10 protein-coding genes are annotated in these 16,268 nt (G+C 53.1%); 1 reads left to right on the forward strand and 9 read right to left on the reverse strand.

Translation table 11 applies throughout. The features are described from left to right. The first annotated feature begins 1,351 nt into the window (after positions 1–1,351). The gene (locus tag HMPREF1556_RS01825) at positions 1,352–4,258 is read left to right on the forward strand and encodes an ATP-binding protein (RefSeq protein ID WP_021666491.1); all 2,907 of its coding nucleotides are present in this window, start codon (positions 1,352–1,354) and stop codon (positions 4,256–4,258) included. A 178-nt stretch (positions 4,259–4,436) separates the two neighbouring features. Here HMPREF1556_RS01825 and HMPREF1556_RS01830 read toward each other — a convergent pair whose 3' ends face one another. The 9 genes from HMPREF1556_RS01830 to HMPREF1556_RS01870 form a co-directional block, all read right to left on the reverse strand. Then, a complete protein-coding gene (locus tag HMPREF1556_RS01830) occupies positions 4,437–6,677 on the reverse strand; it encodes an inorganic phosphate transporter (protein WP_021666492.1) in 2,241 nt (746 codons plus the stop codon). A gap of 63 nt (positions 6,678–6,740) precedes the next feature. Further along, on the reverse strand, positions 6,741–8,801 hold the full coding sequence (ligA, locus tag HMPREF1556_RS01835; protein WP_021666493.1) for an NAD-dependent DNA ligase LigA: 2,061 nt from the start codon (positions 8,799–8,801) through the stop codon (positions 6,741–6,743). After that, positions 8,789–9,325 carry a GNAT family N-acetyltransferase gene (locus tag HMPREF1556_RS01840; RefSeq protein WP_021666494.1) on the reverse strand — a complete coding sequence of 179 codons (537 nt, stop codon included), beginning with the start codon at positions 9,323–9,325 and terminating at the stop codon, positions 8,789–8,791. Before HMPREF1556_RS01840 ends, ligA begins: the two co-directional genes overlap by 13 nt. A 4-nt stretch (positions 9,326–9,329) precedes the next feature. Then, positions 9,330–9,950 (reverse strand): recombination mediator RecR, encoded by a 621-nt coding sequence (gene recR / locus HMPREF1556_RS01845; RefSeq protein ID WP_021666495.1) that lies wholly within the window; start codon positions 9,948–9,950, stop codon positions 9,330–9,332. Positions 9,951–10,042: 92 nt separating this feature from the next. Next, positions 10,043–11,605: an Rne/Rng family ribonuclease gene (locus tag HMPREF1556_RS01850; protein ID WP_021666496.1), complete on the reverse strand. Its 1,563-nt coding sequence runs from the start codon at positions 11,603–11,605 to the stop codon at positions 10,043–10,045. Between the two features lie 241 nt (positions 11,606–11,846). Continuing rightward, positions 11,847–12,119 carry an HU family DNA-binding protein gene (locus HMPREF1556_RS01855; protein WP_021666497.1) on the reverse strand — a complete coding sequence of 91 codons (273 nt, stop codon included), beginning with the start codon at positions 12,117–12,119 and terminating at the stop codon, positions 11,847–11,849. Positions 12,120–12,258: 139 nt separating this feature from the next. After that, positions 12,259–13,377: a methylmalonyl Co-A mutase-associated GTPase MeaB gene (meaB, locus tag HMPREF1556_RS01860; RefSeq protein WP_021666498.1), complete on the reverse strand. Its 1,119-nt coding sequence runs from the start codon at positions 13,375–13,377 to the stop codon at positions 12,259–12,261. Between the two features lie 138 nt (positions 13,378–13,515). Then, positions 13,516–14,607, reverse strand: coding sequence for an acyltransferase family protein (locus HMPREF1556_RS01865; RefSeq protein WP_052332599.1), 1,092 nt, complete (start codon positions 14,605–14,607; stop codon positions 13,516–13,518). Between the two features lie 53 nt (positions 14,608–14,660). Then, positions 14,661–15,848, reverse strand: a complete 1,188-nt coding sequence (locus HMPREF1556_RS01870) for an AAA family ATPase (RefSeq protein WP_044125094.1) — start codon at positions 15,846–15,848, stop codon at positions 14,661–14,663. Between the last annotated feature and the right edge of the window lie 420 nt (positions 15,849–16,268).

Consider the following 16,268-nt stretch of genomic DNA (forward strand, 5'->3'; position numbering starts at 1 on the left):
TGGGTCGCATCGACGACCTACAGTAGGTTTCTCAGAGGGGGGATCAGAGGCCCTTATATTATATATGGAGTATCAGGCCTTCGTCCCCTCTACATGAGCGGGAGAAAACACAGCCCCCCTGATCCGAAAGAACTTCGGTAGATCAGGGGGGCTTCTCAGCGAGAACTATCCCGTAGTTGCTCGCCGTCTCACCTCATGAGAATCCGTGTGGTGACGGGAAGACTGCTTGCGTGTGGTTGGGTAGCAGTTTGGGGAAAGGGGGGCGAGGGACAAGCTGCAATTGAGTGCCCAAAGTGATGGCCCTGTCTCCTCTAAACCTTGGTGGATGACCAATTATCATCCTAGGCTATGCTAGAGGAGCTCTTATCAGGCACTCTCCTTGTGCCCCCACCGCCCCTTATGGTGTTTAGCTCGAGAGGCGTCTATCTGCTTTCGTGATCTCGATAGGAGTCGCCTCGTGGTTAGATCCCTTCCCCTTACGGCTGGTAAATGGGTGTTCGTCTCAAATGGAGGGAAGGGCTCTTGTCGCTCAGTTGGTTTGACTTTAGTGGATGTATTTGTTCAGTCTCTATATTCGTTCGTACCCCACTTGGGAGGGGGAGGCTAAGGTGTCTCTAGGTGACACTGCCGAGGGCTCACTCCAGTGGGTCTCAAGGTATGCTATCGGAGATACCCCGAGCGTGGAGGCGGATCGGGAGGGGGAGGCTTAGGGCGAGATCTGTAGCCCCCATCCTGCTCATGAGGGCCAAGCTCGGCACTCGCTCCCCCTGGATTGAGGCGGTGGAGTCGCACCTGATCGCCTAGCGGGAGAGGTACGCTGCCAAGTCTATACTGTCGCATGTGCTATTTGCATTGTCTAAGATTCTTCTTCTGAGCGGAGGGAGGCGCTTCCTCCCTTTCTCTACTGCAAAGGTATGGGCTTCTTTGGGCTCCGAAGCTGTGCCAAACGGACAAAAAACTGCTGAATTCAGACATTCTTTAGCTTGGGAGACTGCTGATATCGGACATTTACCTGTGCTGATCGGACATCTTTGTGGGGCTGGGATGAAGAGTGTGGGATCGATGGGATTGTTAAGTCTCTTGATAATCAGTCTGTTGGGATGATGCTTTCCCCTTTAAAACCTCCAAGCAAAGGGTTTTGAGGGGAGGGAAGGGCTTGTTAGGCATTTTGGGGTGGGTAAAAGAATTATCATCTTTGTATAGATATTAGCGCAATCCTAGTGTAGTAACCACTCGTGTTGCAGTGCGAATAGCCATAGTAGAGAATCATAAGCTACCGACCGGCTTATATGACAAGGTATGAAGGACGACTTCACACCGGCTGGTAGCTCAGGAGAAATAATTGTACTCTATGAATGACCATAACACACCTACGCCGATCAAGCGCGGCCTCTCTCCGAGGCCTGTGATCGCACATCGCTACCATGAAGCTGCCCCTCCACTCTCCTCAGAGAAGGGGTGGCTCAGCTGGTATTGCCTCCCACTGATCACCCTGATCTTCCTCACCTTCCTGACGTCCTCTTGTCGGGAGACTACCCCGCACTTTAGCCCCGCAGAGCGACAGAAGCTGGATAGCCTAGTTCTTGCCTCCCGAGACATCCCAGCGCTGGCGAAGAAGCAGAAGGAGCTCGAAGGCGAGGGAAACCGCCTCGGGAGTATCACCGCTCTCAGAGAGTGGGGGAGAGCCCTGCGCAATGAGAGTCGCTTCGACGAAGCACTGCGTGTCCACAGCGAAGGCCTTCGTCAGGCCGAGTCCTTAGGCGACACGATCGAGTGGGTACGAGCACTCAATGATATAGGTACGGACTACCGGCGTATGGGCGTGCTTGACGTCGCTCAGGAGTACCACTACCTAGCACGTACGATCTCCGAAGAGAGTGCAGATACCACCTTCGCCTCGAAGAAGAATCAGGTCATCTCGCTCAATGGCTTAGGGAACATCTACATGACTCTGGGGAACTACGAGCAGGCCGAGCAAGTCCTCCGCTTAGCCCTAGCTGGTGAGAAGCGACTACAGAGCAAGGTAGGCCAGGCGATCAACTATGCTAACCTAGGATCTATCTTCGAATCACAGGGGAAGATGGACTCCGCCTGGGTCTACTACCGCTATTCGATGGCCCTCAACCAAGAGGCAGGGAGTACCCTAGGCATCTCGCTCTGTCATACCTTCTTCGGCTCACTCTACCAGAAGGAGCATCAGTATGATCAGGCTGAACGTGAGTATCAGGCAGCCTACGCCCTGATGAAGGCTTCGAAGGATGAATGGCATGCCCTGACTTCGCTCATCGCTCTAGCGAGTATCTACAATGCTACCAAGGACGACGCCCACGTAGAGGAGTACCTTCGCCAGGCGAAGACCATAGCCGAGCGCATCCGATCCAACGAGCATCTCTCCGAGATCCATGCGCTCTACTACCGCTACTACAGCCGTCTCGGTGACTACCGACGAGCGCTGGAGAACAAGGAGATAGCAGAGTCGCTCCAGGATAGTGTGGTCAGTATCGAGAAGATGAACCGTATCCAGAACGTGAGCATCAACATCGAGCGTAACCGACAGCGACAGCAGATGAATGAGGTGCAACTCAAGCTACAGGCAGAGCGGACGAAGCGGAACGTCGGCTTCGGCATCTTCGCTCTCACGGTCTTCTTCCTCATAGGTATCGTGGCTATCCTCCTCTATATACAGCGACTGCGAGCCCGCACACATCGTACGCTCAGGAAGATGTCCTCCATGCGGGAGAACTTCTTCACGAACGTGACCCATGAGTTCCGTACTCCGCTCACCGTCATCCTAGGGCTAAGTCATGATCTTCAGCAGAGAGACCCTGAACCCCATGAGGTGAAGGAGAAGCTCAGCGTCATCGAGCGACAAGGGAAGAACCTGCTCGCCCTGATCAATCAGCTCCTAGACATCTCGCGCATCAAGTCGGCGGTGGGGGATTCGGATTGGCGTAGTGGCGACATCACCACCCAGATACAGATGCTGGTGGAGACCTACCGAGACTACGCTGAGAGTCGCCGTATAGATCTGCAGTACCACGCTCGGGAGGCTATCGAGATGGACTTCGTACCTGACTATCTGGAGAAGGTGCTGAACAACCTCCTCTCCAATGCACTGAAGTTTACTCCCGAGGGTGGTCGTATCAGTGTGAAGACTTGGAAGGAGGAAGAGCAGATGTTCCTAGAGGTAGCAGACACCGGCGAGGGTATTCCCTCAGAAGCTGTACCGCATATCTTCGAGCCCTTCTACAAGGCAGAGAGCAACCTCCGTGGAATGAGCTCCGGTGTGGGGCTAGCGCTGGTGAAGCAGATCATCGACGCTATATCGGGAGATATTCAGGTGATAAGTACGGTGGGTGTAGGTACGACCTTCATGATCCGAATACCTATACGCCACGAGGGCGTACCTACCTTCACTCCGCCACCCACAGCTACAGTCCCCCTAGAGCCAGAGGCACCTCTGGAGGATCAGACGGAGAATAACGACTGCCGTCTCCTCATCATCGAGGACAATCAGGACATCGCCCGCTACATCGGTACGCTACTCTCCGACCGCTATGCCGTCTACTATGCGCCGAATGGGAAGGAAGGCCTGGAGCGTGCTCTAGACCTTGTACCCGATCTCATCATCACCGACCTGATGATGCCCGAGATGGATGGACTGGAGGTTTGCCAGAGCGTCCGCGGCAATGAGATCATCGATCACATACCGATCATCGTCGTGACGGCTAAGATCAGCGAAGAGGAGCGTATCCGAGGCATTAAGGCGGGAGCTGATGCTTATCTGACGAAGCCCTTCAATAGTGATGAACTACGAGCTCTCGTCGAGCTCCTCCTGGAGCGACACCGGCGTCTGCAGCACAAGTCCGAAGAGATTACCTCCACGAGTGACGAGACTGACGTACCCCAATTCACAGAGGCGGAGCAGCGCTTCCTAGATAGGACCGTCGACCTGATCGCCCTCTCGCTTGGTAAGCGTAAGATCGAGGTGAATGCCTTAGCAGAAGGGCTCTGCATGAGTCCACGCCAGCTTCATCGCAAGCTCGTCGCGCTGACGGGCTACACACCGGCAGCCTATATCCTTAGTGTCAAGATGCAGCGGGCAAAGCAACTCTTAGAGTCGCAACCTGGTCTTACGATCGAGGATATCTCTGAGCGCTGTGGTTTCGAGCATGAATCGAGCTTTTACCATGCCTTCAAGAAGATGTATGGCGTCACTCCAGCTGAGTATCGCCGAAATGCTATCCCCAGCGACTAGCATCTGCTAGCTCTAGTAGCATGGCTTACCTCTAAGGACGGACCACGCTAGGATCATACTCTTCTCTTCCGCATAAAAGCGCCACGCCCCTCTGCCGTCTACGGCAGAGGGGCGTGGCGCTTAATTGACTATGAGTAGGCTGGAGCCTGATTAGCTCCTTAGAGAGAAGCGATACTGATTAGTCCTCACCACCGTCATCGAGGAGGTGCTGGCTGTAGCTCACTAGGTGGCGAAGGTTGCCGAGGAGTTCATTGGTCTCGATGAGGATATTCAGATAGACCATCGAAGCTCTGAGGTTCTCCTTGCTGCCCTTATGAGCACGCTTCATCTGGGTCTTACGCATCTCCTTGACTTGCTCACGGAGCGCCTTACCCATGCCCTTAGCCTTCTTAGCGTCCTCCATGCGTGAGCTGGAGATGAGCTGGTGGACTTGGGCGATGTAGTCTACGACTTGGTCACGGATAGGTGTGAACTCCCTCCGGTGCTCCTCGGGTATGGGGTTGAAGTTGTTATCGACATGTTCGGTCGATACCTCCGTAGCACGCTCCAGCGCATAGATCATCTGCAGGCAGGCATTAGCACCGAGATGGAACCACATATTACGCTCCAGCATGTCTTCGTCGGCGGCAAGCTGACGCAGACAGATCGTCTCCTTGCGTCGCATCGTCTTGAAGGCACGCTTGTGCTCTTCGAGATGATGGTTCGTCTTCTTCAGACGACGTAGGTCTTCACCGAAGAGTCCCTCCGTAAGATCGAGGTAGTCTCGGCTGACACGATCTAGTAGAGTGATCTGATTCTCACGTACGTGCTGGGAGAGTAGGCTCCACATCTTCTGAGGATCTTCTGTCGTGAGGATCTCGACGAAGAGAGCATCGTCGGCATCGTCCTTCTTACGACGGAGCAGATGACTATTGAAGAGGAGGAAGAGGGCTACAGCGATGAGGATCACCATGACGGGGAAGCCTCCATAGTGCATCAGGGTAGCGATGATGATCGCGATGATGAAGGCAGCTCCTGCGGTGACGAACCACCCCCCGATGACTGACATCACACCCGTCAGACGCCCTACAGCGCTCTCTCGTCCCCAAGCACGGTCGGCCAGAGAACTACCCATGGCGACCATGAACGTGACATACGTCGTGGAGAGTGGTAGCTTGAGCGAAGTGCCCACAGCGATGAGTAGCCCTGCGAGCACGAGATTCACCGAGGCACGTACTAGGTCGAAGGCGGCGCCTTGCTCCAGGGTGAGCTCCATCTTATTGAAGCGGGAGTCGATCCATACACGGGCCTTGTGGGGGACGATACGCTCTAGGAAGCCACCGATAGCACTGCTGGTACGTACCAGACCACGTGCAATACGAGAGGAGCCGAAGGTCTCTTCGCCGTCGTCCTGACGGGAGAGGTTGACGGAAGTCTTGATGACATTCTGAGCACTCTTAGAGAAGAAGAGCGCAAGCACCATGATTAGCCCCGAGCCGATGAGGAAGTAGATGGGCGTCTGTGCAGGTCCATTGTTCGCTCCCATCAGGTAGGTATCGTAGGCGCCATTACCATTAGCGATGTAATCCTTATAGGCAGAGAGCCCCGATAGTGGTACCCCGATGAAGTTCACCAAGTCATTGCCTGCGAAGGCTAGCGATAGAGCCAGGGTACCTGCCAGTACAATTACCTTGAAGATATTCACACCGAGCCAGTGGAGTATCTGCATCACGATGATGCTGATACCTAGTGTCCACCAGATGAGCTCCGATGTATTCTCCCGGATCCAATCCTTGTAGACGAAGCTAGACTCCTGAAGGCCCTTGATCAGCATGAAGTAGATGATCGAGGTGATAGCGACGCCACCGAAGAGCCCTGCTAGGTAGGGGAGGGTCTTCTTGTAGTTGAAGGAGAAGAGGACTCGTGTGATCCACTGCACCACCGATCCAAAGAAGAAGGCGATAGCTACGGATAGGAAGATGGCGATGATCACCTGAAGAGCCTTGGAGGTATTGAGCATCTCCAGCATGTTTAAGCTGGGATCGTGGAAGCTCTTCAGCATAGCCATACAGAAGGCTGCACCCAGTAGCTCGAAGACCATCGATACAGTCGTCGAGGTCGGTAGGCCTAAGGTGTTGAAGATATTGATCAAGATGATGTCCGTGACGACTGCAGTGAGACAGATCGTCATTACCTCTTGGAAGGTGAAGTAGGCGGGATTGTAGATCCCATTGCGGGCAACGTCCATCATCCCATTGCTTAGTGACGCCCCGAGGAAGATACCCACGGCGGCGACACCGAGGATGACTTTGAAGGGCGCTACCTTAGCACCGATAGCGGAGTTCAGGAAGTTGACTGCGTCATTACTCACCCCAGAGACCAAGTCAAAGCAGGCAAGGATGAGTAAGAAACCCAGAATACAGAGGAAGATAATGTCCATTACTGATAACTGATGGTGTAGTCGAGAACTGGAATGTGCACGTGGGGGTTAGGAAATAGCTTCTTAGTCGGGGAAGAGGCTCGTAGGGACGGAGGGGGACGAAGCCGTAGCTCCTTCGCCGATGAGGGCAAGGAAGTCTGCTTCGGATAGGATCTGGATGCCGAGGTCTTGAGCCTTGGCGAGTTTGCTTGGCCCCATGTTCTCCCCAGCTAGGACGTAGCTGGTCTTGCTGGAGATCGAGGAGCCGACCTTACCACCAAGAGATTCGATGAGTGCCTTATATTCTTCACGAGAGTGCTGGCTGAAGACTCCGCTGATGACAAGTGTCTTGCCTGCTATCGCTACATGCTCATTGACGGGGCGTGGTTCTTCTTCGGGCAGACGCTTTAGTGGAAGGCCAAGCGTCTTTAGATCGGAGAGAAGCTGGCGATTAGCTTCTGTGGCGAAGTAGTCCAGGATACTCTCGGCGATGACTTGGCCGATGTCGGGGATCGCAGTTAGTTCTTCTAGGCTAGCCTCACCAAGCGAATCGATGTCGGGATAGCGCTGCACGAGCGTCTTAGCTACGGTCTCGCCCACGAAGCGGATACCGAGACCGAAGAGCAGAGCACGGAAAGGACGCTCCTTCGAAGCCTGAATACTCTCGTAGAGCTTCGTAGCACTGCGCTCCTTGAAGCCTGGGAGCGTCAAGAGATCTTCTACCGAGAGGCGGTAGAGGTCAGCGATATTATGAACGAGACCTCGGGAGAAGAGGAGCTCAATCGTCTCTGATCCCAAGCGAATGTCCGCTGCTTTGCGCCCGCAGAAGTGCTCAAGCCGAGCCGTCTGCTGGGGAGGGCAACTCGCCGCATTGGTGCAGTAATAGGCCGCTTCGCCTTCACTCCGATGTAGTGTAGAGCCACAGGCGGGGCAGAGCGTAGGGAAGGTGACGGGTAGGGTCCCGCTGGGGCGCTCGTCCTTAGCTACACCTACGATCTTCGGGATGATCTCTCCGCCCTTCTCTACAAAGACTTGGTCGAGGAGATGTAGGTCAAGGGCTTCGATGAAGTCGGCATTGTGCAGGGAAGCTCTACGTACAGTCGTCCCCGAGAGAGCCACAGCATCTAGATTCGCTACAGGTGTGACGGCTCCCGTTCTCCCGACTTGGAAGTCGACAGAGCGCAGAGTTGTCTTCGCTTGTTCTGCTTGGAATTTGTAGGCGATCGCCCAGCGGGGCGTCTTAGCCGTATAGCCTAGCTCTTCTTGCTGGGTGATCGAGTCCACCTTGAGTACGACGCCGTCAGTAGCTACGGGTGCATCGTGGCGAGCTACGTCCCAATGCTCGAGGAATACAAAGATATCCTCCAGCGAATGACAGCGCTTGATGGCGTGAGATACCTTTAATCCCCAACTTTTACATTGCTGAAGTCGCTCAAAGTGGCTGTCAGACATCTGAGTTTGTCCTGGTACGAAGTAGAGGAATGCATCGAGATGACGCTCCGCTACAATAGATGGATCAAGCTGCTTGAGCGTACCACTCGCTGCATTTCTCGGATTAGCGAAGAGGGGAAGGCCTGCACGATGACGCTCGGCATTGAGTCGGTCGAACTCCTCGAACGGGAGAAGGATCTCGCCTCGTACTTCTAGTTCATCCGGGTAATCATCGCCACGCAGGCGAAGGGGAATGGAGCGGATTGTCCGAACATTAGCCGTGACGTCGTCACCCATCAGTCCATCGCCACGGGTGACTGCTCTAGTGAGTCGCCCGCCTTCGTATAGGAGCGAAATGGATAGCCCGTCGTACTTGAGTTCGGCGACAATAGTGAAGTCTTTATGTCCAAGATCCTTGGCCACGCGCTGATAGAATTCCCTCACCTCATCGTAGCTATAGGTATTAGCCAGAGAGAGCATTGGGTAGCGGTGTGCCACTTGGGTAAAGCCCTCCGTACGGTCTCTCCCGACACGCTGTGTGGGAGAATCCGGGGTGATCAGATCAGGATGCTCCTGCTCCAGACGCTCTAGTTGCTTGAGCAGTTGGTCGAAGTCATAGTCTGAGATCGTGGGAGACGAGAGGACATAATAGGCATAGTTGTGCGCCTCGATCTCTTGTCGTAACTGCTGTATCTGCTCCTCTATTCGTTCCATTTCTGATAGTAGTATAGATCTTCGTATCTAGAGTCCCACCAGTGCCAGCGAGGTAAGGTCGCCGTGTGGTGAAAGCCCAGGGAAGAGAGCATGTGCTGCGAATGGCTATTGTACGCCAGTACCTCAGCATAGACTTGGTCACAACGAAGCTTCTCAAAGGCATAGCGTGTGGCTAGACCAATAGCTTCGGATCCAAATCCCTGCATGCGATGGTGGCTGTCTATATAGACCCCGACGGCGAGACGCCGATGGATCGGGGTGTAATCATAGAGCACGAGGTGGCCGACTGCCTCCTTAGTCCCCAGCTTCTCAATGATAAGACTCATGCTTCCTGTCTCTAGGATGTGCCGTGTAGAGGCAGAGATGTAGCTCTGAATAAAGTCTTTGGAGAGGGGATTGACCGTACCATTAGATAGCCAACCATCGGGATCATTCTCCCAGCTATGGAGCAGGGGAAGATCCTCTTGCCCCAAAGCCCTGAGGCATATCAGCTGACCAGTGAAGCCAATGATAGGAGTCTGCATGGGATCAGAAGTTCAACGACTGGTCAAAGTCCGTACGGGTGAGGATGGATCGACCAAGCGTCACCTCGTCGGCATATTCGATCTCATCACCGATAGCGACGCCCCGTGCGATGACCGACAGGCGAACGTCTAGCCCCGAGAGGCTACGATAGATGAAGAAGTTCGTCGTGTCCCCCTCCATCGTCGTGCCAAGGGCAAGGATGACTTCTTGTACGCCACCCGACTTCACCCGCTCCACGAGCTCGGTGATCTTGAGATCCTCTGGGCCTATTCCGTCGATGGGCGAGATGACTCCCCCCAGTACATGATAGACTCCTCGGTACTGGCCCGTATTCTCTATGGCAAGTACATCCCCCACGTGCTGTACGACACAGACGATGGAGGCGTCACGCTTGGGATTGGAGCATATAGGGCAGAGCTCAGTGTCACTGATATTGTGGCACTGCTTGCAGTAGACGATGCCGTCACGCATCTCTACTAGAGCATGAGCGAATGTGTGTGTGTCTATCTGAGGCCGAGCAAGTAGATGCAGCGCTAGACGTAAAGCTGTCTTGCGCCCTACGCCAGGAAGGGTGGAGAGTTGCTCTACGGCACGCTCTACAAGCTTGGACGGATAGGAGGTCATAGGTAGATCTAGCTCTCAGTAGAAGGTATAAAGCCCGTAGACGACGCTCATCAAGATCGAGGAGAGCTATCATCTACGGGCTTTACTCAAGCTTATTCTTCTAGAGCCTCAAGTTCGTTGCCTTCCTTGTCTACGAACTTGTAGTCGAGGAAGCCGAGGCTCTGATTTGGAGTCACGCGGATCCCACGGGCTATCTGTAGCTTCCAACGGCGAGCAATAGATAGCAAAAGACCCTTAGTGAGGTAGGCAGCCACGTAGGGATGTACGTGGACATTGATGTAGGAGATACCTAGTCGCTGGACTAGGTCGCGTAGCTTTTCTTCTAGTTGATCCGTAAAGAGGATCGAGGATTTCATCTTCCCCGTACCTAAGCACGTGGGGCAAGTCTCGTCTGTATTGATCTGTGTCGCCGGACGTACACGCTGTCGGGTGATCTGCATCACGCCAAACTTACTAAGTGGTAAGATATTGTGCCGTGTGCGATCACTCTCCATCAGCTTGACCATGTGCTCATACAGGAGCTGACGATTCTTCTGATCGTGCATGTCGATGAAGTCAACGACGATGATCCCGCCCATATCTCGGAGTCGTAGCTGGCGAGCTAGCTCCTCCGCTGCAATGAGATTGACATCGATGGCCGTGCCTTCTTGCTCGGTGCTCTTACGTGATCTATTCCCGCTATTGACGTCGACGACGTACATGGCTTCGGTTTGCTCGATGATGAGATAGGCACCACTCTTGCAGGTGACCGTCCTCCCGAAGGAAGCTTTTATCTGCTTGGTGACATTCTTCTCATCGAAGATGGGAATATTTCCTGTATAGAGACGGACTACATCCTCTCTGCCGGGAGCGATCTGCTGGACATACTCGCGTATCTCCTCGTAGTAGGCCTTGTCATTGACATAGATACTCTGGAAGGAGGGATTGAATGTGTCTCTGAGTATCCCGAGGGCACGACTCGATTCTTCGTATACGATCTTCGGAGTCTTAGTGATCTTGGGGAGCTTCTGTACGCTCTCTTCCCAGCGACGCAGTAGTCTGCTGAGCTCTTGGTCAAGCTCTGAGGCCCGCTTCCCTTCGGCAGAAGTACGGACGATGACGCTGAAGTTCTTAGGCTTCATGCTAAGGATGAGCTGCTTTAGGCGAGCTCGCTCCTCGTGCGATTCGATCTTGACGCTTACGGAGACTTTGTCGGAGAAGGGTACGAGGACTAGATTGCGCCCTGCGATCGATATCTCGGCGGAGAGACGTGGCCCTTTTGTAGAGATCGGTTCCTTGACGACTTGGACGAGTACATTCTGTCCAGCTTTGAGATAGTCTGCTATCTTCCCGTCTTTTGGTAGATCGGGGAAGGTAGGGATCTTGCTGAGGGCAGGGACAGCTTTTGTCTTCTCGATCTGCTCTAAGAAACGCTGCTGAGCCTGGTAGATCATCCCCAGGTCGAGATAGTGAAGAAAAGCATCCTTCTTATATCCTACATCGACGAATGCGGCGTTGAGACCGGGCATGACCTTCTTGACTCGTCCGAGGTAGATATCCCCGACGGCGAAGGCCAAGTCTCTACGCTCACGCTGCAGCTCTACTAGTCGTTGGTCTTCGAGTAGAGCCATCGAGATCTCTTTGGACGAGACATCGACGATGAGTTCACTGTTCACTTAGCGATTCGTTGATAATGGAGTAAATGTGAAGGGCGCATAAAAAGCATGCAAGGGGCAAGGTGCCTGTCTTGTGAACCGCCCTTACCCCTTAGTGCATGTTGACATTACTTCTTCTTATGTCTGTTCTTCTTGAGTCTCTTCTTACGCTTGTGCGTAGCCATCTTATGGCGCTTTCTTTTCTTTCCGCTTGGCATAGCTGCTTGTTGATTATATGATTATTTACTATAGTTCTGATCCACTACTTGACCTTCGAAGCGAAGAGCTTGGAGGGCTTGAAGGCAGGGATGCGGCGCTTGGGGATGATGATCGTAGTCTTCTTAGAGATATTACGAGCTGTCTTCTCCGCACGCTCCTTGATGATGAAGCTTCCGAAGCCACGCAGATAGACGTTTTCCCCTCGGACTAGAGAGTCCTTGACGGACTCCATGAACGCCTCTACCACAGCCAAGGTGATCTCCTTATCGACCCCTGTGGTCTTGGCGATGTCGCTCACCACTTCTGCTTTCGTCATAGTTGATGAAATATTTTAATTGTATGAATATCATTCTTTTGCCCTGCAAATATACGGTAAATCTTTGAATATACAAGGAGAAAGAGCCCCCTACAGCACTGTGCCATAGGGGGCTCTAAATGAATATTGAGGAGGGTATTTATTTCTTATCCGTGATCGCCTTGAAGTACGAGTCGAGCAGGCGCTGTGCTCCGATGAAGGAGGATAGCTTGTCTGAGAGGATTTCTCCTTCGATGATCGGGCGGAGTGCCTGTACTTCGGGATTTTGGTAGAAGGAGTTCTTCAGAGCTTCATTGATACTTTCGTACATCCACCACTTAGTCTGACGCTGTCGCTTCTCTTCGAAGTAGCCGGAGTCTAGGGCAAAGTGTCGGTACTCATCGATCATATCCCAGATCTCCTTAATACCAAGCCCATAGAACCCAGAGTAAGTAAGGACCTTAGGACGCCAGCCAGACTCTGTGGGTGGGAAGAGATGAAGGGCGTTTCTGAAGTGTGAGGCTGCTAGGTTAGCCTTATCGATGTTGTCACCATCAGCTTTGTTGATGACGATCGCATCAGCCATCTCCATGATACCTCTCTTGATACCCTGGAGCTCATCTCCTGTACCTGCAAGCTGGATGAGTAGGAAGAAGTCGACCATCGAGTGCACAGCCGTCTCACTCTGCCCTACACCTACGGTCTCAACAAAGATTGTATCAAAGCCTGCTGCTTCACAGAGGATGATCGTCTCTCGAGTCTTACGTGCCACGCCTCCGAGAGAGCCCGCCGTAGGACTAGGGCGAATGAAGGCACTCTTCTCTCTAGAGAGCTGCTCCATACGTGTCTTATCGCCGAGGATACTCCCACCAGAGCGCTCGCTACTTGGGTCAATGGCTAAGACAGCTAGGCGTCTACCCTGCTTGACAAGGTGCATCCCGAAGGTATCAATCGATGTACTCTTGCCCGCACCTGGTACACCTGTGATTCCGACACGCATAGACTTACCGGAGTAGGGTAGGCACCGCTCGATGATCTGCTGGGCGATAGCCTGATGGTCTGGGCGATTACTCTCGACGAGTGTGACAGCTTGGCTCAAGCAGGTGATATCTGAGCGGAGGATCCCTTCGACGAATTCGTCCACCGTATATGTACGGCGTGCTACTCGTCTTAGGTTAGGATTGACCATGGGCTGAGCAGCCACACCTTGATTAACCTTGAGTCCTAGATAAGCAGGGTCGTTCTCCGGATGGTGTAGGCGTTCTTCGTTGATGTCCATATCGCTTGCTTGTGTCTTGTTCGTGAGTTGTTAGGCGAGGAGGTGAATCTATGGTCACTCCACTACACACTCAAAGGTACACAATTTCACGTCTATTGGGGCAATCAAGTCTGATTTCTTAGCTCCGGTGTCTGATTCCTAGTGCTTGGCAAGCTTCATGAGGTAAGGGCTCACCCTATCTATGATCTTCTGGAAGACGAGGGCAACTAGTAGTGCCGCGATGATATATATAAGCAGACCCGTGTAGGATTCTAGATCATACTTCTCGCTTAGATTCATACAGACTTTTCTCACAAGTGGATGACTAACGAAGAGAGCGGCAGATATTCCTCCTACCCAAGCAAAGCATTTGTTAAGCCAAGCTGGGAATAGCTTAATCAGAGACAGACCAAATATACATACGAAGAGTGGAGTCCAAAGCCAAGACTGAAACCACAGTCCCGTGAACCAGATGAGTACGGCAGAGAGTAGGCAGATCACAGTATAGCTACTCTTCGAGAGCTCTCGACCATAGCGAGCATAGAGTATCCCTAGTCCAAAGGTGAAGATATGACCAATGCTATTGATTTTAAGGTAGTGGATTGCCTCTCCTGCAGGATCACATATAGTCTGGACATACCAGCTTAGTAGCATGAATCCTATGCATACAGCCCAGTGCTTGCGGAAGAGGAGGAGCCGGTATAGGACGTAGAGCTGGAGTGTGAGGCCAAAGTACCAGTAAGGCCCTAAGAATCCAGGTCTAAATATCTCACCTGTGATATTGCTCACCATCGCAAGCTGGATCAGGGCATCTTGCACGAAACCCCAAGAGAACTCAAAGGTGTGTAGTCGTAGGTTAAGCAGATAAAAGGCTATGTTCCCAATGAGGAGCATAGATAGGAGCTTCAGGTAGTGCTTCCATATGAAGGGGAGAGCAGGTACCTTATCGCCACTCTGTCCGTACTTCTTCTCCAGGCCATAGGCGCTGAGGAAGACAAAGAGTACGACTCCGTAATGCCCAAAGAAGGAAAAGAGCTGTAGGGGAAGGTGCTCATCAGGGTGAGCTAGGTAGCGGATTAACTTAGATACATGCCAAGCCTGATAGGTGAACTCATTTTCGAAGATCGCCCCCTTCATCCAGTGGCAGTAGTTATGGAGTGCGATGCTTGATATCGCTACACCACGAAGGACTGCACTATCGATGCTTGCGCTATTTGTACGAAGGATCGAGTACTCTTTTCCTGCTGTCATGCGAGACGTATAGCGGATGTCTTGTAGAGCTAAGGGGCTATATTAACCTCCCCTTAGTACAGGAAGCCGAAGAGCCAGACAGGGATGGTCTTCTCGCGGGAGAGATCGCCCTGCTCGAGGATATAATAGCGGTCACTGCGGTAGCGACCGGTGAGTTCTTCTTCGATCTGTACGGGGTACTTCCCGTCGATCTCGAAGAGTGCGAGTGAAGAGCGAGCACTCAGACGAGCGTCATGCCCCTTGCTGAGCTGGTTGAAGACGAAGGTCCTCAGCAGTTCAGCCCGATCGCAGGCCTCTTGACCTAGGAGGTGGTAGAGGTTAGGGTTGCCGAGGTAGGCGATGGCTGGCTTGCCCGACTCGGTGTCTTCGGCTCGGTAGATGGAGCGCAGGACACGGGCGTCGGACAGGTAGCGGATATAGTTCATCACCGTGCTCCGGGAGGTCTCTATCTCGGTGGCGAGTTGGGAGACATTGAGCATCTGCAGCGCTGGACGCTGGGCGAGGATGAAGATGAGCTTCCGGAGCTTGTGCAGGAGACGCTGCTCAAGCTGCTTGATGAAAAGGAGGTCTACCTCGAGGGTCATATTGAGCGTCTTGAGGAGGTTCTCCGAGTAGAGGCGAGGCTCTAAGTGGAAGGGATAGTAGCCGTACTCAAGATAGCGATCCATCCACAGACCGGGATTGATCGAGGAGAAGACATCGCCGAGGACTTCGTCGGTATGCTCCATGATATCCTCGAGAGAGAGCGCAGGCAGGGTGAGGCCATTATCCAGCTGGATAAATTCCCTCAGGGAGAAGCCTGCTAGGTGATAGACCGAAGCTAAGGAAGCCAGCTCAGGATCCTCTTCCTCGAGGTTCATTACCGCCGAGGCGGTGAAGACGATACGTAGCTCAGGATACTTGTAGTAGCACTCCTTGAACTCCGCCATCCAGTCAGGATACTTGAAGACTTGATCCAGGAGGAGCGTACGCCCTCCCTGTCGCACAAACTCCCCAGCGAAGTCAGCCAGACGGGTGACTGTGAAGCTGAACTGGTTCAGGTTGATGTAGAGGCATTCGGGTGCATTCGGAGCGTAGTAGCGCCGAGCATAGTCTAGGAGGAAGGTGGTCTTACCGACACCACGTGATCCTCGGATCCCGATGATGCGATCGTTCCAGTCGATCTCCTCCATAAGTGCACGCTGCAGGCCTGGCTTCCCCTGCTTGATGAGGGCGTTATGTGTGCGATGTAAATAGTCCACTAAGTCTAAAACTCGTTCTTCTTCGATCAAAATGAGTAGGAGGGGTACCTCTGGGTAACCACCTCCTATACTCTTGCTGTGGGTAGGGGCAAAGGTTTGCCTAAGATACCAGCACAGCTCTTGTGGGGTACTTTATTATTATATGTAGGGCTTGAGATCAGTTCCTCTTTTCGTCCCGAGCCTTGTCTTCCTTCCCTCCTTGTCTATTAGGGGTAAGTGCTTCGCTCAGCCTCGGGGATTGCATAAGCCCTAGCAAAAGTACTTAAACTTTTCGGAGCAGGCTTCGGAGCAGTGTCCGGTAGGAGAAGAGTCGCACGTCTCTAGATGCTAGAGAATACTGGCTGTCTCGAGGGCCTCTCAATGAGCTACTAAAGGACCCTACGGTGCATCGCCTCGACGACCCACTGTAGGTCGTCGATG

Origin of the sequence: Porphyromonas sp. oral taxon 278 str. W7784 (assembly GCF_000467855.2) — a bacterium.
Classification (GTDB): domain Bacteria; phylum Bacteroidota; class Bacteroidia; order Bacteroidales; family Porphyromonadaceae; genus Porphyromonas.